The sequence below is a fragment of the Trinickia acidisoli genome (genome assembly GCF_017315725.1).
Classification (GTDB): domain Bacteria; phylum Pseudomonadota; class Gammaproteobacteria; order Burkholderiales; family Burkholderiaceae; genus Trinickia; species Trinickia acidisoli.
Genome location: NZ_JAFLRG010000001.1, coordinates 1,231,503 through 1,248,905, shown reverse-complemented (window position 1 = coordinate 1,248,905; position 17,403 = coordinate 1,231,503). Strand labels below are relative to the sequence as shown.

The following is a 17,403-nucleotide window of genomic DNA, read 5'->3' as shown; positions in this document are numbered from 1 at the left end:
CAATGTCTTGGATCGTTCAATGCGCAAGCACGAGGCTCACGTTGCTGCCGCCGAAGGCGAACGAGTTGCTCATCACGGCCTGGCCCGGCGCGAGACGCCGCTCGCCATCGACGAGATCGAGCGTCGGGAGCGCCGGATCGGCCACGCCGTCCCAGAGATGGCGCGGCAACGGCATCCCGTCGCGCACGAGCGAGAGCCAGGCGAAACCGAGCTCGGTCGCGCCCGCAGCGCCGAGCGTGTGACCAGTCAGCGGCTTCGTGCCGCTCGCCGCGATCCCCTTGGGGAACACACGCGACATGAGCCGCGCCTCCATCTCGTCGTTCTTGCGCGTCGCCGTCGCATGCAGATTCACGTAGCCGATCGCCTGGGCGCTCATGCCCGCGTCGGCAAGCGCCGCGCGCAGCGCCTGCTCGCCGCCCTCGCCCGCCGGGTCGGGCGCGGAAATGTGGTGCGCATCGCTCGATTCGCCGATGCCCGCCAAAACGGCGGGGCCTTGTTCGCGGCTCATCAGAAACACGGCCGCCCCTTCGCCGATGTTGATGCCGGCGCGATTCAAGCTCATCGGATTCGTGCGCGCGAGACTCGTTGATTCGAGCGCCGCGAAGCCGCGCAACGTCAGTTCGCAGAGCGAGTCGACGCCGCCGACGACGAGCGCATCGCACAGACCAAGCTGTAGCAGACGGCGCGCGGCGGCGAACGCTTTCGCGCTCGAGGTGCATGCCGTCGAAATCGTGAATGCGGGCCCTTGCAGGCCCAGTGCGGCAGCCGCAAACGGGGCGCTGCCGCCGATTTCCATTTGGGCGTAATGAAACGGCGGAAGCGGCGCGACGCCGGCATCTCGCGCGCACGGGCCATCGAGCATCGCCTCGCCTGCACCGATGCCCGACGTGCTCGTACCGAGGACGACACCCACGCGCCCGACGCCATAGCGTGCGCACGCGGCCTGCACCGCAGGCTCGATCTGGGCCAGTGCCGCGAGCAAGAGCCGGTTGTTGCGGCAGTCGTAATGCGCGAGCGACTCCGGCGGGGCGCGATCGAGCGGATCTTGCACGCGGCCAACATGCGCGCCATGCTCGCCGCCGAGCGCAACGAGGCCCATCCCGGGCGAGACACCCACGGCAAGCGCCGCGGCGACCGCGTCGGTATCGGCGCCAAGCGCGTTGATCATGCCGAGGGCATGCAGATAGACATGAGGCAATTTCATCGGCGAACCCCTTCCTGCGGCATGCCGATTGGCGACAGCAAAGCCGACACGGCGATGCCGAGCGCGAGCGTGGCGCCGAAGGCTTTCAATACCGGCATCGCGCTCATCGCGAGCAGCCCGAACGAGAGTAAGGTCGTCGCGGCCGAGAGTGCGACGCCCGTCCATACCGCGCCCAGATCGGCATCCGCGCGCGTGCAGCCCTCGCGCAGGAAGACGGCATAGTTGACGCCCACGCCAAGCACGAGCATCAGCGCAAGCCAGTTGAACAGCGTCAGCGGCACGCCGGCATAGCCGAATGCTGCCAGCGCGACCGCGATCGCAAGCACGACCGGCATGACGACGCGCACACCACCGGCCGCCCGGTAGCGGCCGATCAGCAGCGCGAGCACGAGCGCGACCGCACCGGCGAGCCACAGCGCGCTATCGACGCGATACGCCCCGAACAGGCGCGACACGCTCGCGGCCTTGTCGACGAAAGCAACGCCCGGCAGCGCATGCGCGAGCGCGGCCAGCGCGGGCAATTGCGCGGAAGTCGCCCCGCGCGGCATCACGATGGCCGCATAGCCGGCCGCGGCGTTCACGTTCGAGCCGGCGGTGTTCGAGTCGCGCACCGCACCTAGCCAGAGATGGCGATACGGCTGCGACCACGGCGTGGCCAGCCAAGCGTCGAGCGTGAGCGGCGCGGCCGTGCCATGCGTCCACGCGTCGACGTATTGCGACGCCGCCGCCTCGCGAAACCCACCGCCGGTCAACGTCGCGCGCAATGCATCGGGCGAGCGCAACGCCGTCGATGCGAGCAGCGCGCGATCGGCCGCCTGCCGCCGAGCCGAGGGGACGAACTGCGAAATCGACTGCCAGCCCGCGAGCCGCCGCCCGGCGAGCGGTGCATCGAGCCGCTCGCCAAGCGCTTCGCAGCGCTCGAGCACCGCCTCGGGCGTCGCGCCTTTAACGACGAAGAAGCGTGCGCCGTCGTCGATACCGATCGCTTCGCGCACGGCGTGCTCCTGCGCCACCAGCGAAGGATCGCGCTGGACGAGCAGATGAATGTCGTCGTCGCTCGTCACGCGCAGCCACCCCGGCACCGCGGCGGCCAGTACCAGCGCGGCCACGAACCAGCTACGGCGGCCGCCAAGCATCGCCTGCCAAATCGACAGCAGCCGCGCCGCGCCGGCAAACAAATAGGTCGGTGCCCGGCGCGGTGCACGCTCGAGCAACACCGGCAGCAGCGAGGTGACGGCGAAAAACGCCATTGCGATGCCGACCATCGCAAAGCAGGCGATCTGTTTAAGCGCCGGGAACGGCGCCCAAGCGAGAATCGCGTAGCCGAGCAAGCTCGTCGCAAGCGCCACGAGCAGCGCGGGACGCACCTCTCGCAAGCCGCGCTGCGCATCCCACCGCGGCCCCTCGCTCAGATAGAGGACGAAGTATTGAATGGAATAGTCGACTGCCTCGCCGATCAAGCTCGCGCCGAACACGAGCGTGAGCAGATGCAGTTGACCGAAGATCGCCATCGTCGCGGCGAGCGCGCAGCCAATGCCGATTGCCGTCGACAGAAATCCCAGCGCGATCAAACGCGGCGAACGAAAAATCCAAAGCATCAGGAGCGCGATGCCACAGGCGGACCATATGCCGATGCGATGCACGTCGCCTTCGGACGCGCGACGCGCCGCGTCGGCATAGAACACCGCGCCGGTGCGCACCATCCGCACGTCGGGGAACGCATGCGTCGATGTGCGCTCCGCGCTCGCCGTCGCCTCGCGCACGGCGCTCTGAACGGACGTCTCGTAGGCCGAGCCGGGCAACGTCGCCGTCACGAGCACGCTCGTCTGCGTCCCGCGATGCGCGACGAGCATGCCATCCTCGACGCTCAGATTCGTCGCCGCCAGCGGCAGCGCGCCGAGCCACCGGCTCAGCCAGCCGAACGGATCGTCGGCGAGCGACGCCGTCAGCCCGGCGCGCAAGGGATCGAACAGCCGCTCGGCCAGCAGGTCCGGCAACGCCGCAGAACCCGTGGACAGCGCCGCGCGATCGCGAGCCGTTAGGAGTCCGAATCGATAAGGCAGGTAAAAGCGCGCGACTTGCGTTACGTCGAACGGCGGCAACTGCGCCGTGACGCTACGAAAAGCACCGCTCGACGCAAGCGACTGCGCGAGCCGCCGCGCCGCCGCTTTCGCATGCGCTGCATCGTTGCTCGTCATGAGGTAGACCGCCCGCTCGCCCATCGTCGCCGCGAGCGCATCGAGCGCCTGCTCGGCCACGGGATCGGCTTCGGTCTTCGGCAGCAGGGCGAGCAGATTCGTCTGCAGCGGCGGCAGCGCAGCGGTGTGCACGCCCAAGGATGGCTCGGCGAACCGCCACGCGCAATAGACGGCCGCGGCACACGCGAGTGCCAGCCATGCGAGCAGCACGCCCCACCGCCTTGCTGCCCACGACGCTTGCACGGCTCCCATCAGCGCGCTCCGAACAAAGCCAGCTCGGCCGGGGTCAACGCATCGATCGCTTCGCTGCCCGAAAATTCGATGCGCGTCGCGTCGCCGTTGGCGGCGGTGATCTCGAGCGTCTGCAGAAACGCGCCGCCCTCCATGCGCAGCGATTTGACGGCCTGCGCGAGCTGCGGCTGATTCGGCGTCAGCAACAAATGCCAGTGCGCCGGCGTGCCGCCGGCCGCCACGTCGAACTGCGAATAGAGTGCCGACAAATCGCCGCCCAGCATCGCACGCATCATCTGCGACACTTGCGCGATGCCCCCACGCGTCGCCCCGCGCGTCGTCCGGCTACCGTTCGCGTCGATCTTCGTGACGCCCGCATCGCCGATCACATACGTGACGCGGTACGGTGTCTCGGTACGCCAAATCACGCCGCGATCACGCGTGAACACGAGCGTGCCCGTGCTCACGAGTGGCGCCGACAGTGCCGAAAGCGTCTGCGTCTGCCGAAACTGCGCGCGCACGCCGCCCTTTGCGGCCAACTGCGCGGTGATCCGCGCGACCAGCCCCGCATCGGCCATCGAGCTGCCCGGCACAGCCGTACGGCTCGCGGGCCGCGCATCCACGGCCGAAGCCGATGCGCACGAGACCGCGGGCGGCCATGCAAACGCACACGCGATGCCCAAGGCCAGCAGCGTCAAGCGGGCGACGAAACGCCAAAGGGTCTGCCCCATCGCTGTCATTGCTGCCATCGCTGCCTCAGCTTCTCGAGGACGATCGGCGGCGAGACGAATTGCAACTCGCGCGTCGCGGCGCAAACGGCGACCTGAATCGTATAGCCCTTCGTCAGCCGCTCGCCGGAGGCAACGTCGACGATCTCATAGCCGATCTTAAGACGGTTCTCGAACTCCAGCAGTTCGGTGCGCACATCGAGCGTCTGACCGTAAACGGCGGGCCGTACGTACTTCAAATGCGCTTCGACGATCGGCCACAGATAGCCCGACGCTTGCATCGCCGGATAGTCGTAATCGAACGCGCGCAGCAACGCGGCTCGGCCGATCTCGAAATACTTCAGATAGTGGCCGTGCCAGCAGACGTTCATCGCATCGACGTCGTGAAACGGCACTTCGACTCGCGCGCTGGCCTGCAGCGGTAAGCGTGCTCGGTCCATTCAGCGCACCGTCTCGTTCGCCGCACCCGCGGGCGGGCACGCGCCGACGAGTTCGCCATCGGCAATGCATTGCGTCAGCGCGCGCAGATCGTGCTCGAGCGGGCGATCGTCGCCGACGAACGGCGAGTATGCACCCACGCGTTCGACGAACGCCGCGAGCGGCGCCGTCAGCGACGTACCCTTCGTCGCCGCCAATCGCAACCGCGCCGCTTGCACCGCCGCGAGCGTATGAGCGGCGGCGACCTGCTCGGTCAGTTCGAGCACGCGCAGGCAATCGCGCGCCGCGATCGTGCCCATACTGACCTTGTCCTGGTTGTGCGCTTCCGTCGAGCGCGAAAACACGCTAGCCGGCATCGTCAGTTTCAGCGCCTCGGCCGTCCAAGCCGACGAGGAGATTTGCACGGCCTTGAACCCGTGGCTGATCGGCGCGCGCGTTGACGTCGCGCCCGACAGATTGCGTGGCAAACCGTTATTGAACTTATCGTCGACGATGAGTGCGAACTGGCGATCCATCAAATCGGCGAGATTGGCGACTGCCGTCTTCAGTGCATCCATCGCAAACGCGATGTGGCCGCCATAGAAGTTTCCGCCATGCAAAACCCGCTCGCCGTCGACGTCGATCAGCGGATTGTCGTTCGCGCTGTTGAGCTCGTTCTCGACGTCGCGACGCACCCAAGACAGCGCGTCTTGCGCAACGCCGATGACGTGCGGCGCGCAACGGATCGAATAACGATCCTGCAACCGTTGCCCGGCCGTATCCTCGCGTCCCGCGAGATCGTCGCGTATCCACGCCGCGGCCTGCGCTTGCCCCGCGTGGGGCTTGACTTCGAAGATCGTCGCGTCGAAATGCGCGGCGCGACCGTCGAGCGCGACCGTGCATAGTGCCGTCAAACGCGCCGCGAGCCGCGTCAGTTGCGCCGCACGCACGAACGCGAGACAGGCAAGGCCCGTCATCACAGCCGTGCCGTTCATCAAGGCGAGCCCCTCTTTGGGCGCGAGTTGCAGCGGCGCGCGGCCAAGCTCGGACCAAACCTCGGCGGCCGCGCGCACTTGGCCGCCGAACGCGACCTCGCGTTCGCCGACGAGAGCGGCTGCGACATACGACAGCGGCGTCAGGTCGCCGCTCGCGCCAACGGACCCTTCGGCCGGAATACGCGGCAGGACATCGCAGTTGATGAGATCGGCCAACCGTTCGAGCAGGACCATACGCACGCCCGAGTATCCGTAGGCGAGCGACGTCAAGCGTGCGGCGATCACGGCGCGCGTCTCAACCGGATCGAGCAAGCGGCCCATGCCGCAGCCGTGATAGCGCGTCAACTGCAAGGGCAGCGCTTCGACGAGCTCGGGCGGCACGTTCACCACGCACGCGTCGCCGTAGCCCGTATTGACGCCGTACACCGTGGCGCCCGCATCGAGCCTTGCGCGCAGAAATGCCGCTCCGCGCTCGATATAAGCGCGCCAGTTCGCATCGTCATTCAACGCGACACCGGCACGTGCACCGGCGATCGCCGCGACATCCTCGATCGCGAGCCGGCGGCCGCCGATGCGAATCGTCGCGCGAGCGCCTTGCGTGTCGGGCGCGGTGCGACGCGCGGTCAAATCATCTTCGGCCATTGCCCTCTCCACGCTGACGCGCCCAGAAATCGAAAAAATTGAACCATTGGAACGGTGCCTTGCGGCAGTAGTGCTCGAGCCGCTGCGCGTAGCGGCCGGCATGTGCGGCCAAATGCGCGGCGCGCTCGCGCCGCGGCAACGCGATGCGCTCGGCGAACGGCTCGAAATAGAGCCGGTGCCGGCCGCCCTCTTTCAAGCAGAAGAACAGATAGACGGGGCAGCCGAGCGCGTGCGCAAGCACGTACGGCCCCTGTGCGAACGGTGCGACGACGCCCAGGAACGGGGCCTCGACGACGCGCCCCGCCTCATGGGCAGGCACCCGATCGCCGACGATGACGAGCAGTTCGCCCGCGTCGATCCGCTGCTCCATCAACATCGCTGTCTCGGGACCGAAATCGGCGACCTCGACCATGCGGCTCGCGAAATCGCGGTGAGCGCCCGCCAGCACGCTATTGAATCGCCGCGCATGCTCCGTATAGACGACGGCCGTGATCTTGGCGTGCGCCCCGCGTACGGCCAATGCACGCGTCATCTCGAGATTGCCCAGGTGCGCGCCGATGACGAGCGCGCCCTTTCCGCTCGCGACGAGCGCTTCGAACGCCGACGGATCGTCGAACACGACGTCGGCATGCCGCACTTTCCCGGTCCATGCGGCGAGCTTGTCGAGCCCCGCCTCGGCGAAAGCCAGCATATGCCGATAGGCCGAGCACCAGCCGGGCGCAGGCGTCGTTTGCGCGGGCGACGCCTCGCGCAAATGCGTGAAATAGCGCCGCGACTCGAGCCGCGCCGTCCGGCCGGTCAGCAGGAAATACGCGACGATCGGATGGAGCCAGAGGCGCGTCGCGCGCATGCCGAACACCCGGCAGCTCAACGCGAGCAGGCGCATGCCCGTCCGGCTGCCGCGTTCCGCGATGCGCCACCAGCGGCCGCGGCTATCCGATCCCGGCGCGCGCGCGCCGCTGCGCGGCAGCACCTTGCGAGCGAGCAGAATCGGCAGGCGCACGAGCATGCCCGCGACCAGGCGCGTGTGGCTCTTGCTGATGCGTACATTGTCGCGCACCACGTCGAAATGGGAAAGCCCGCCCGCCGCGTAAGTCACCCGCGTCGGAATCGTCACGAAGCGCAGCGCGCGCCAGGACAAGCGCACGAGGATTTCGATGTCGAAGTCCATCCGCATCGGCAGCGCGACGGCATCGATGAGGTCGCAAGCCGCGTCGAGCGGATAGAGGCGAAAGCCGCACATCGAATCGGGAATCGCGAACGACAACGTTTCGATCCATACCCAGACGTGCGTCACATAGCGGCCATACAACCGCGCCTTCGGCACGCTCTCGTCGTACACCGGCCGCCCCAGCACGACGGCATCGGGCGCCGTGCGAGCCGCTTCGAGAAAACGAGGCACGTCGGCCGCGTCATGCTGACCGTCCGCGTCGATCTGCAAAGCATGTGTGAAGCCAGCCTTGCGCGCGGCATTCAATCCCGCCATCACGGCAGCGCCCTTGCCGCCGTTGACGGCAAGACGCAGCAGCGACACCTGAGGCGCACAACGTCCGGCCAGCTCGGCGAGCACCGCTTGCGTGGCCGCGTCGCTGCCGTCGTCGACGACGAAGATCGGCAGCCCGTGAGGCATCAACCGCGCGAGCGTCGTGCCGATTTCGTCTTTATGGTTGTAGATCGGAATGACGATCGCCACACGCACGGTCACGCCGCCTCCCCATAGGCGACGACGCCCGACGCGCTGTCGCGCTCGCCAAGGCAGAACGCGAACCGCATTTTGCGGCGCGCCGCATCGTGAGCCAGCGTCAAATGCAGGATCGCGCCCGGCGGCACCGGGATCATGAACTTGAGCCGCTCGACGGCGCGCATCGAGCGAACCTCGGGCCACTGCTCGGCGCCGAGCTGCACGGCCCAGTCGATCTGCACGACGCCGGGCAGGATCGGCAAGCCCGGAAAATGCCCGGCGAAGTGCGCGAGCGCCTCGGGCACGCGCAGCTCGTAGTGCAGCACGTCTTCATGCGCGAACTGCGCGAGTACCTCCACCCCTTGCGCGCGCGCCTCGAACGCGGCGGCAACGGCCGCGGCCGGCAGCTTGCCGCGCGCATCGAACGGCAGCGCGCTGCAAAAGCGCCAGCGGCGCGGCAGCACGACTGTCTCGACATACTCGCCCAGGTGCGCGCGCAGCGCCTTCGACAACGCGACTCTCCCTCCAGCGAGCAACGCCGCGCACCCTTCGCGCGTCAACGCGACGAGCACGCCGAGCCGCTCACGCGCCGCCCCCGGCAACACGACAGCGGCAGCCTGCGCCACGCACGGATGGCGCGCAAGATGCGTCTCGATCTCGGGTAGCGAGACACGCTTGCCGTCGAGCTTCACGACGCGGTCCAGCCGCCCCTTGAGCCGAAAGCGGCCGGCATCGTCGAACACGACGGCATCGTCGGTCCGATGCCATTCGTCGTGTCCGAGGTGCGGTGAGCGCACCACGAGCGCGCCGTCGGCATCGCATTTGAGTTCGACGCCGGGCACGCCTTGCCATGCGTCCGAGCGGTCCCGCTGACGCCAAGCGATGCCGCCCGTCTCCGTGCTGCCGTAAATCTCGACGGGCGCGCCGTCGAAGCGGCGCGCGTACACCGCGGCGGCTTCTTCGGCGAGCGGACCGCCCGACGAAAAGAATACGCACGGCGCCGGGACGAGCGCATCGAAGCCCGGCAGCTCGGTCCAGCGCGCGAGTTGCGACGGGCTCGAGACCACGGCCGCGCGGCCGACCTGCGCGAGCCGCGCTTGCAGTTGCAGGGGCTCTGCGCAGTGCCCGCGGTCGAACGCGCGTCCCGCGGCCAGCGGCCAGAACACGCGAAACAGCAAACCGTAAATGTGCCGATGCGGGACGCTGGCAAGCATCGGCGCCTGCCCCAGCATCGCCCCCCACTGCGTCTCGAGCGTGCGCACTTCGGCGTCGAACTGCGCAAGCGTCTTGCGCACGGCTTTCGGCACTCCGCTGCTGCCGGACGTATAAAGCGTCAGCGGCGCGTCGGCATCGATGTCGCGCGCGCGCATGTCGGCTGCAACGCACGCATCGACCGACGGCAGTTCGGCCGCGGTCAGCAAGACGTCGTAGCACGAGCCCAGCATCGCCAAATACGCGGGCGTCGACGTCGACGGAACGATCGGCTCCTTGCTGCACGCAAGGGCTGCGAACAGCGCGCAGACAAACTCGAACGGATCGTCGAGGCAAACGGCGACGCGCGGCCCGGTTTGCCGCTCGAGCCAGCTCGCGTACTTCGCCACACGCGCCTTGAAGGCCCGAAAATCGAGCACCGCCGCGTGATCGAGGCAAACCGGCATCGCCTCGTCCCGTGGCGCCCAAGGCAGCGCGCGCAGCGCAACGAACGAGGCGTTCAACGCGTCTTCTCCCGCAACACGAACGCATGACGCCAAACGATTTCCGCCACGATCAATACGCCAATCAAGAGATAGGTGATGACACCGTTATAAAGCGCCCATTGCGCGCGCGAGCCCCAAAGCGCGCACGCAGCCGACACCGCGCCGTTGAGCACGAAGAACACGCACCAGACTTGCGTGACGCGGCGCGTGTAACGCACGCCGCGCGCATCGAGATCGGGCCGGCGTACGCGCGCAAACTTTTCGATCATCGACGGGCCCCCGTTGCACAACGTCGCGCCGAACGCGACGAGCATCGCGGCATTGACGACGATCGGGTAAGCGCGCAGCAACGTCTCGCTGTCGGTCACGGCGATGGCCGCCGACAAGCCGCTCATGGTCAGCGCGGCGGCCCATTCGAGCCGCGTGAACCGCGCCAGCAACGCGCCGAGACTGCCGGCGCCGAGCCAACGCTGCAGCCAAAGCAGTACCAGCAAGGCAAGCCCGATGAAACGCGGTGAACCAACGCGCAGGAACGCGAGAATCACGACCGGATAGGCGAGTTTCAAAACGACGCTGGCGACGACGCGCGCGCGCCGGCCGGCCACTTCGCGCGCCGGTGGCGCCGCGCGTGTCGAGGCTGCGTGCATAGAATCAGGCCGCGAGCAGCGATTCGACGGCGCCGATGACGTCGCCGACCGTGCGCACCGATTTGAACTCTTCGGGCTTGATCCGGCGCCCCGTCATCTCCTGAAGCTTGATCGCCAGATCGACGGCATCGATGCTGTCCAGGTCCAGGTCGTCGAACAGATGCGCATCGGGCGTGACGCGCTCCGGCTCGATCGCGAAATTTTCGCTGAAGATGACGCGGATGCGTTCGAGGATCTCGGTATCGGTCACGGCTCACTCCCCTTCCGTTGCGGTGTCGCTATCGGCATGCGCCGGCGCCCGTTGGCTTTGCACGAGCGTGGCAAGCGTATTGATCGAGCGAAAGTGCTCGCGCGTGCGCTCGTCGTTGGCGGCAATCGTCAACGCATAGTGTTTGCGCAGCACGATGCCGATCTCCAGCGCATCGATGGAATCGAGACCCACGCCGTCGGTATCGAACAGCGGCGCATCGTCGTCGATGTCCTCGGGACGCAAATCCTCGAGGTCGAGTGCCTCGATCAACAACTGCTTAATTTCGAGTTTTAAAGAATCCATACGCAAACAGATGCTCGGTGATATGTGCTTGAACCGCTCGCGCGACGACGCGCGCAGCGGCGGCGTGCGGCGTGCCGGGAGCGGTGAAACTGTCGAGCTTGAGGGGCTCGAGGGCGGCAATGCGCATGCGGAACGGCCGAGACGGCACGTGATACCAGCGCATTTGTTTCGTGAAGGCAGGGGGATCGCAATCGATCAACACCGGCCGAATCGGGATGCCGGAACGCAGCGCCATATGGGCGAAACCGCGCGAAAACGGATGAAGCCGATCGCCGCCCGGGCTGCGCGTCCCTTCGGGAAAAATGATCATCGTATAGCCGGCGGCGAGTTGGCGCGCGCCCGCCTCGATCAACTCGGACGGATCGACATTGCTGACGTATTGGGCCGCGCGCACGATGCCCCAAAAACACGGATTGCCCCAATGGGCATTCTTGACGACACAGCAGGCGCGCGGAATGAGCGCGAGCAGCACCATGACGTCGAGGTAGGTGGGGTGATTCGCGACCACGATGGCCGGCCCGCGCGCGCTCAAAGCCGCGGCCCCGCTCACGTCGAGCTTCATGACGCCGACGACCTCGAGCAGCGAGACGAGCGTGCGAAAGAATCCATGAATGACCGCCGCGACGGCGCGCTGGCTCGACGCGCGATGCGGCCAAAGCCACGCGACCGGAAAGACGAGCACGGAAAACAGCACACCGCAGATGCCGAAGACCGTAAAAGCGGCACCGGTAGCCACGAGACGCCAAGCCCGATCGATACGCGCCATCGCCTGTCCGGTCATACGGCACCGCCTGAACGCAACGACCACTGCCAACGGCGGCCGAGCCCCTGCCAGGCCGCCGCGGCGTGTGCCGCCAATCCATGCATCAACGCTTCGCCCTGCGTCGCGAACGGAGACGCCGACTCGGCGTCGAGCGCCGGGCCGGCCACACACTCGAGCTGCTCGAGCGCACTGCGATCGAGCAAGATGGCGAGCGCGCCAGCCGGCATTTCGTGATCGACGGCGCCATAACGCGCGTCGACCGGCTCATCCGCGTAGACGACAAGCACCGGCGTAGCCGGATCGGTGCTGTACTGCGCATGCGCTTCGAGCAACGCGTAGCCAAGCGTTTCCGCACCGGCCGAGATCGCCGTCGCGGGCGATCGATCGCGTCGCGCGATGCTGTAGACGCCCGTCATCGCATTGAGCACGGACAAACTGAAAGCGGTGGGAGAAACGGGCTGGCCGGCGACGATATCTTCGAGCATGCCTGTGGTGCGGCGCAATTCGCCATGACGGGACGCGAACACGAGGCGCACGACATCGCGGTCGGCCGCGCAATCGTGCGCGACTTTCAGCGCCATTTTGGAGAGCGAGCTCAACCGGCGCCGCGCGAGCGGGTCGATGAACCCGATATCGGGAGCGGCCGTCGCGCCGGCCGGCCACGAAGACCACCGGGCGACTGGAATGGTCCAGCGCAGGTCGAGCATTTCGGTATTCGTTTTCGAATCAGAACCGCCGGCTGTCCGGCGCAAAGATGCGAGCGACGAAAGCCCTTACGGCGCCCCCGCGAACCACACCCCGAGTTGGTCAATATTCTTGTTTGTCGTTACCCGGGCATAACCGCTACGCTCCGCATTTCGGCAGAGTCCTTTCAGTTATTTTTCAATTCTATTTCAGACGTCCCGGAAACCGTCGGCGAGATATTACTGAAAATTCCATACCAAAAACAGTGTTATGCGTAGGCGTCTCATTCGCGCGACGCTCGCAGACGATATCCGGCTCCGGCAATTCGTAAGCAGACCGGCGCTGGGACGGGTCCCACACATTTGCGCAAGTCTATCTGCATCCTTTGTGTGTCTCAATGCCATAGCGCTGTGCTAGAATCCGCCCCTCATTGGGGAGTAGCCGCCCCGCCGCGTCCGCTGTGTAGGGTCGTCGAATCGCCAATCGCCGTATTGGCCGCATCGGGGATTGAACCTCTCAGCGCGCACGCATCGCGGGGGCGTCCGTCAACATACTTGGCTCGCATGAGCCATGGCGGACACAGCCTTTGGCCTGGCGAGACCGATGATCCACGCGCACGCCGCTTTCAGGGCCCGGCAGCGCCGTGGGTCGTCGCTCGCTCATATCTCGGCCCGAGGAAGACCATCGCATGCAACAAGCCTTTCTGATCTCGACCGGCGCCGTCGCGCTCGCCGAAATCGGCGATAAAACGCAATTGCTGTCGCTCGTGCTCGCCGCCCGCTATCGCAAGCCCGTGCCGATCATGCTCGGCGTGCTCGCGGCCACGCTCGCCAATCACGCCTGCGCCGGGGCGATCGGCGCCTGGCTCGGCGCGCTGATCACGCCGGGCATCATGCGCTGGGCGCTCGGCGTTTCATTCGTCGTCATGGGATTGTGGATACTCGTGCCCGACAAGCTCGACCCGAACGAAGCCAACGTCGGACGCAGCCATCTCGGCGTCTTCGGCACGACGGTCGCCACGTTCTTTCTCGCCGAGATGGGCGACAAGACGCAGATCGCCACGATCGCCCTCGCCGCGCGCTTTCACGACTTTTTCGGCGTGGTCGCGGGAACGACGCTCGGCATGATGCTGGCCAACGTGCCCGCCATCCTGCTCGGCGAGCGCTTTGCCCACAAGTTGCCGACAAAGACGGTCCACGCCGTCGCCGCCGTCTTGTTCATCGTGCTCGGCGCGCTGGCATTCGTGCGCGCCGGCGGTTGAAGCAAAGCTAGTTCGGCGTCGCGCTCGCGCCCGACACGCCCGCCGGGGCAGCCGCCGGCGGCGGCGCGACAGGCACCTCGTTCGTCATTTGGCCGCCGCGCTTGTCGTAGCGCACACGCACCGTGCGCACGGTGCCGTTGCCGAGCGGAAAATCGGCGAGCGCGCTGCGTACGAGATACGGCATCGCCCACACGAGCGACGATTCCTCATCCGTGTTGCGTGCCGTGACGTTATAAACCTCCCGACCCGACGCACGCTCGGTAATGCGGATACCGAGCGTATGCGTGAACACGGGGTAGCTTTGCGTCACGTAATCGGGCGGAAACGGTCCGAACGGCCCCCACGGACCGATTGGCCGCCAAAAGGGGCCCGGCCAAGGATTACCGTAAAAGACGGGCTGAGTCACGGTCACCGTGCCCGTGTGAATCGAGTACGTCAAGCCGACGAGATAGCGCGCATCCGCACTCGGCACCTGGCGAAAAGCGTACGCGTCCAATTCGTTCGCGACGAACTGCTCGTAGGTCGCCTGTTCGATACTGTTCTGCTGCACGCTCGTTCGTGCGAAGGCATAGGTGCGCGTCGCATCGCTGCCGTTCCAATTCGAGAAAGCCGTCACCTGCGTCGAAACGTAAGTCGTGCATCCCGACAGCAGCACCGCCATCACCGGCACGACGGCCCGCCACACTCGCTCCCACTTCATGTCGTCCTCGTCTATCGTCAACGGCTCGCGCGGCTCGCTCGCGGGCCATTGACGATGATACCGCCGACCGAGCCCCACTTCCAAAATCGTCCATCCTTTGGGCGTACCTGCGCGCGCCTTCCTTTGTACAATGGACGACTATCCTCGCGCGAAGCACCCTTACCGGGGCCCGCGAGCCGAAACCGGTTCTTTCATCCACCCGCCATGACCGATACCGTCAATCCCGCTGTGATCCGCCGGGCCGACTACGCCGCGCCCGCCTTCCTCATCGAGTCCGTCGCACTCGAGTTCGACCTCGCGCCCGAGCGCACGATCGTCAAGAACACGATGCGACTGCGCCGCAATCCCGATGCCACGCCCGCACCCCGCCTCGAGCTGATAGGCGAGGCGCTCGAATTCATCGGCGCGGCGCTCGACGGCAAAGCGCTGCCCGAGAGCGCGGTGCGCGCGCACGAGCACGGTCTGACGATCGAGAACGTGCCCGACGCCTTCACGCTAAAGATCGAGAGCGCCTGCAACCCCGGCGCAAACACCACGCTGTCGGGGCTCTACGTATCGAGCGACAACTTCTTCACGCAATGCGAAGCCGAAGGCTTTCGCCGCATCACCTACTTCCTCGACCGCCCGGACGTCATGGCGACCTACACGGTCACCTTGCGTGCCGACAAAGCCGCCTACCCGGTGCTGCTCTCGAACGGCAACCTCGTCGAAGAAGGCGATCTCGGCGACGGCCGCCACTTCGCGAAATGGGAAGACCCGTTCAAGAAGCCGAGCTATCTGTTCGCGCTCGTCGCGGGCAAGCTCGTCGCGATCGAAGAGCGGATTCGCACGGGCTCGGGCAAGGAGAAGCTGCTGCAAGTGTGGGTCGAGCCGCAAGATCTCGACAAGACGCGGCACGCCATGGATTCGCTAATTCATTCCATTCGCTGGGACGAAGAACGCTTCGGCCTCGAACTCGATCTCGACCGCTTCATGATCGTCGCCGTCAGCGACTTCAACATGGGCGCGATGGAGAACAAAGGGCTGAACATCTTCAACACGAAGTACGTGCTGGCGAATCAAGAGACGGCCACCGATACCGACTTCGGCAACGTCGAAGCCGTCGTCGGCCACGAGTACTTTCACAACTGGACCGGCAACCGCGTCACGTGCCGCGACTGGTTCCAGTTGAGCCTGAAGGAAGGGCTCACGGTGTTCCGCGATCAGGAATTCTCGGCCGACATGCAAGGCGGCGCTACTGATGAGACGGCGCGCGCGGTCAAGCGCATCGAAGACGTGCGCGTCCTGCGCCAAATGCAGTTCGCCGAAGACGCAGGCCCGATGGCCCATCCGGTGCGGCCCGAAAGCTTCGTCGAGATCAACAACTTCTACACGATGACCGTCTACGAGAAAGGCGCGGAAGTCGTGCGAATGTATCAGACGCTGTTCGGGCGCGACGGCTTTAGGCGCGGCATGGATCTGTACTTCAAGCGCCACGACGGGCAGGCCGTCACCTGCGACGACTTCCGCCACGCAATGGCCGATGCGAACGGCCGCGATCTGGCGCAGTTCGAGCGCTGGTACAGCCAGGCGGGCACGCCGCGCGTCTCGGTGCGCACCGCTTACGATGCGGCGGCCGGGCGCTACAGCGTGACGCTTGCGCAAGGCTACGGCGATGCGACGAGCGCCGCGCGCGAAACGCAAAAGGGCCCGCTCCTGATCCCGTTCGCGATCGGCCTCATCGGCCGCGACGGCGCGGACATCGCGTTGCGCCTCGAAGGCGAGACGGCCGCGTCGGGCACGACGCGCGTGATCGAGCTGACCGAGCATGAGCAGACGTTCACGTTCGTCGACGTGAAGGAAGCGCCGCTGCCGTCGCTCCTACGCAATTTCTCGGCGCCCGTGATCGTCGAGTACGACTACACGAACGACGAACTCGCGTTCCTGCTGGCACACGACAGCGATCCCTTCAACCGCTGGGAAGCGGGCCAGCGGTTGGCCTCGCGCGAATTGCTCGCGCTCGCCGCGCGCGCGGCGGCCGGCGAACCCCTGTCGCTCGACGACGCCACGGTCGCCGCCTTCGCCCGCGTGCTGACCGACGAGACGCTCTCGCCCGCGTTCCGCGAACTCGCGATGATGCTGCCGTCGGAATCGTATTTGGCCGAGCAGATGGCCGAGGCGAACCCGGCCGCCGTGCACGCCGCGCGTCAGTTCGCCCGCAAGCGCCTCGCGACGGCCCTCGGAAGCGAATGGCTCGCCGTCTACGAACGTCACGCGAAGTCCGGCCCGTACGAGCCGACGCCGCAGGCAGCCGGCCATCGCGCGCTGAAGAATCTCGCGCTCGCTTACTTGGCCGAGCTCGACGACCCGGCCGACGCGATCCGGCTCGCGCGCGCGCAATACGACGGCGCGAACAACATGACCGACCGCACGGCCGCGCTCGCCGCTCTGCTCGCGGCTTCCGCGGCAGCCGGCGCAGGCGTCGCCGAGCCTGCGCTCGACGAGTTCTACCGCCGCTTCGAGCAAGAACCGCTCGTCATCGACAAATGGTTCGGCCTACAAGCCACGCAGCGCGGCAGCGAGAAGCGGCCGGTCATCGACATCGTACGCAAGTTGATGCTGCATCCCGCGTTCACGCTGCGCAACCCGAACCGTGCGCGATCGCTGATCTTCAGCTTCTGCGCCGGCAACCCTGCGCAGTTCCATGCGGCCGACGGCTCGGGCTACGCGTTCTGGGCCGAGCAGGTCATCGCGCTCGATGCGCTCAATCCGCAAGTGGCCGCGCGGCTCGCGCGCTCGCTCGAGCTTTGGCGGCGCTACACGCCCGCGCTACGCGAACGGATGCGCGAGGCGCTCGAGCGCGTGGCTGCGCAGGTCAAGTCGCGCGACGTGCGGGAGATCGTCGAAAAAGCGCTTGCATAGGCGCAAGGTCGAAGCGTCACTCGGCGGAAAACGACAACGCCGAGGCGGCAATACTTCAGGAGAACGGCGCCCCGGCGCCGTTCTTTTTTTGCGCACGAGGT

General features: G+C 66.6%; 15 protein-coding genes and 1 riboswitch. Of the genes, 2 read left to right on the top strand and 13 right to left on the bottom strand.

Annotation, left to right across the window (positions count from 1 at the left end):
* Window positions 1-16: 16 nt before the first annotated feature.
* From J3485_RS05815 to J3485_RS05760, 12 genes are read right to left on the bottom strand one after another with little or no spacing between them, the layout of a single operon-like run.
* Window positions 17-1,204, bottom strand: coding sequence for a beta-ketoacyl-ACP synthase (locus J3485_RS05815; RefSeq protein ID WP_206951585.1), 1,188 nt, complete (start codon window positions 1,202-1,204; stop codon window positions 17-19).
* Window positions 1,201-3,654: an MMPL family transporter gene (locus J3485_RS05810; protein WP_206951584.1), complete on the bottom strand. Its 2,454-nt coding sequence runs from the start codon at window positions 3,652-3,654 to the stop codon at window positions 1,201-1,203. Before J3485_RS05810 ends, J3485_RS05815 begins: the two co-directional genes overlap by 4 nt.
* Window positions 3,654-4,373, bottom strand: a complete 720-nt coding sequence (locus J3485_RS05805; RefSeq protein ID WP_242538679.1) for an outer membrane lipoprotein carrier protein LolA — start codon at window positions 4,371-4,373, stop codon at window positions 3,654-3,656. The genes J3485_RS05810 and J3485_RS05805 overlap by 1 nt, the downstream gene beginning before the upstream one ends.
* Window positions 4,370-4,801 (bottom strand): acyl-CoA thioesterase, encoded by a 432-nt coding sequence (locus J3485_RS05800; protein ID WP_206951583.1) that lies wholly within the window; start codon window positions 4,799-4,801, stop codon window positions 4,370-4,372. Before J3485_RS05800 ends, J3485_RS05805 begins: the two co-directional genes overlap by 4 nt.
* On the bottom strand, window positions 4,802-6,415 hold the full coding sequence (locus tag J3485_RS05795; RefSeq protein ID WP_206951582.1) for an HAL/PAL/TAL family ammonia-lyase: 1,614 nt from the start codon (window positions 6,413-6,415) through the stop codon (window positions 4,802-4,804).
* Window positions 6,402-8,120, bottom strand: coding sequence for a glycosyltransferase family 2 protein (locus J3485_RS05790; RefSeq protein ID WP_206951581.1), 1,719 nt, complete (start codon window positions 8,118-8,120; stop codon window positions 6,402-6,404). The genes J3485_RS05795 and J3485_RS05790 overlap by 14 nt, the downstream gene beginning before the upstream one ends.
* Window positions 8,117-9,754: an ApeI family dehydratase gene (locus tag J3485_RS05785; RefSeq protein ID WP_206955667.1), complete on the bottom strand. Its 1,638-nt coding sequence runs from the start codon at window positions 9,752-9,754 to the stop codon at window positions 8,117-8,119. Before J3485_RS05785 ends, J3485_RS05790 begins: the two co-directional genes overlap by 4 nt.
* 53 nt (window positions 9,755-9,807) lie before the next feature.
* Entirely contained in the window at window positions 9,808-10,440 is a 633-nt protein-coding gene (locus J3485_RS05780; RefSeq protein WP_242538497.1) for a COG4648 family protein, read from the bottom strand.
* Between the two features lie 4 nt (window positions 10,441-10,444).
* Window positions 10,445-10,690 carry an acyl carrier protein gene (locus J3485_RS05775; RefSeq protein WP_206951580.1) on the bottom strand — a complete coding sequence of 82 codons (246 nt, stop codon included), beginning with the start codon at window positions 10,688-10,690 and terminating at the stop codon, window positions 10,445-10,447.
* A gap of 3 nt (window positions 10,691-10,693) precedes the next feature.
* Window positions 10,694-10,993 carry a phosphopantetheine-binding protein gene (locus J3485_RS05770; protein ID WP_206951579.1) on the bottom strand — a complete coding sequence of 100 codons (300 nt, stop codon included), beginning with the start codon at window positions 10,991-10,993 and terminating at the stop codon, window positions 10,694-10,696.
* A complete protein-coding gene (locus J3485_RS05765) occupies window positions 10,968-11,774 on the bottom strand; it encodes a lysophospholipid acyltransferase family protein (RefSeq protein ID WP_206951578.1) in 807 nt (268 codons plus the stop codon). Before J3485_RS05765 ends, J3485_RS05770 begins: the two co-directional genes overlap by 26 nt.
* Window positions 11,771-12,463, bottom strand: coding sequence for a beta-ketoacyl synthase chain length factor (locus tag J3485_RS05760; RefSeq protein WP_206951577.1), 693 nt, complete (start codon window positions 12,461-12,463; stop codon window positions 11,771-11,773). The genes J3485_RS05765 and J3485_RS05760 overlap by 4 nt, the downstream gene beginning before the upstream one ends.
* Before the next feature lie 397 nt (window positions 12,464-12,860).
* Window positions 12,861-13,073, top strand: a riboswitch (yybP-ykoY riboswitch).
* A gap of 55 nt (window positions 13,074-13,128) precedes the next feature.
* On the opposite strand from J3485_RS05760, the gene J3485_RS05755 reads away from it, so the two are divergent.
* Window positions 13,129-13,701, top strand: a complete 573-nt coding sequence (locus J3485_RS05755) for a TMEM165/GDT1 family protein (RefSeq protein ID WP_206951576.1) — start codon at window positions 13,129-13,131, stop codon at window positions 13,699-13,701.
* Between the two features lie 7 nt (window positions 13,702-13,708).
* Here the strand turns inward: J3485_RS05755 and J3485_RS05750 are convergent, their stop codons facing one another.
* Complete coding sequence (locus J3485_RS05750; RefSeq protein ID WP_206951575.1) at window positions 13,709-14,401, bottom strand: DUF4136 domain-containing protein; 693 nt, start codon at window positions 14,399-14,401, stop codon at window positions 13,709-13,711.
* A 204-nt stretch (window positions 14,402-14,605) separates the two neighbouring features.
* On the opposite strand from J3485_RS05750, the gene pepN reads away from it, so the two are divergent.
* Window positions 14,606-17,302, top strand: a complete 2,697-nt coding sequence (gene pepN, locus J3485_RS05745) for an aminopeptidase N (protein ID WP_206951574.1) — start codon at window positions 14,606-14,608, stop codon at window positions 17,300-17,302.
* Window positions 17,303-17,403 lie beyond the last annotated feature (101 nt).

Bases quoted from the DNA above. Each gene is read 5' to 3' on its own strand.
- J3485_RS05795 (WP_206951582.1), bottom strand. From the start codon at position 6,415: ATGGCCGAAGATGATTTGACCGCGCGTCGCACCGCGCCCGACACGCAA.
- J3485_RS05805 (WP_242538679.1), bottom strand. From the start codon at position 4,373: ATGACAGCGATGGGGCAGACCCTTTGGCGTTTCGTCGCCCGCTTGACG.
- pepN (WP_206951574.1), top strand. From the start codon at position 14,606: ATGACCGATACCGTCAATCCCGCTGTGATCCGCCGGGCCGACTACGCC.
- J3485_RS05765 (WP_206951578.1), bottom strand. From the start codon at position 11,774: ATGACCGGACAGGCGATGGCGCGTATCGATCGGGCTTGGCGTCTCGTG.
- J3485_RS05815 (WP_206951585.1), bottom strand. From the start codon at position 1,204: ATGAAATTGCCTCATGTCTATCTGCATGCCCTCGGCATGATCAACGCG.
- J3485_RS05755 (WP_206951576.1), top strand. From the start codon at position 13,129: ATGCAACAAGCCTTTCTGATCTCGACCGGCGCCGTCGCGCTCGCCGAA.
- J3485_RS05770 (WP_206951579.1), bottom strand. From the start codon at position 10,993: ATGGATTCTTTAAAACTCGAAATTAAGCAGTTGTTGATCGAGGCACTC.
- J3485_RS05800 (WP_206951583.1), bottom strand. From the start codon at position 4,801: ATGGACCGAGCACGCTTACCGCTGCAGGCCAGCGCGCGAGTCGAAGTG.
- J3485_RS05750 (WP_206951575.1), bottom strand. From the start codon at position 14,401: ATGAAGTGGGAGCGAGTGTGGCGGGCCGTCGTGCCGGTGATGGCGGTG.
- J3485_RS05780 (WP_242538497.1), bottom strand. From the start codon at position 10,440: ATGCACGCAGCCTCGACACGCGCGGCGCCACCGGCGCGCGAAGTGGCC.
- J3485_RS05785 (WP_206955667.1), bottom strand. From the start codon at position 9,754: ATGCCGGTTTGCCTCGATCACGCGGCGGTGCTCGATTTTCGGGCCTTC.
- J3485_RS05760 (WP_206951577.1), bottom strand. From the start codon at position 12,463: ATGCTCGACCTGCGCTGGACCATTCCAGTCGCCCGGTGGTCTTCGTGG.
- J3485_RS05810 (WP_206951584.1), bottom strand. From the start codon at position 3,654: ATGGGAGCCGTGCAAGCGTCGTGGGCAGCAAGGCGGTGGGGCGTGCTG.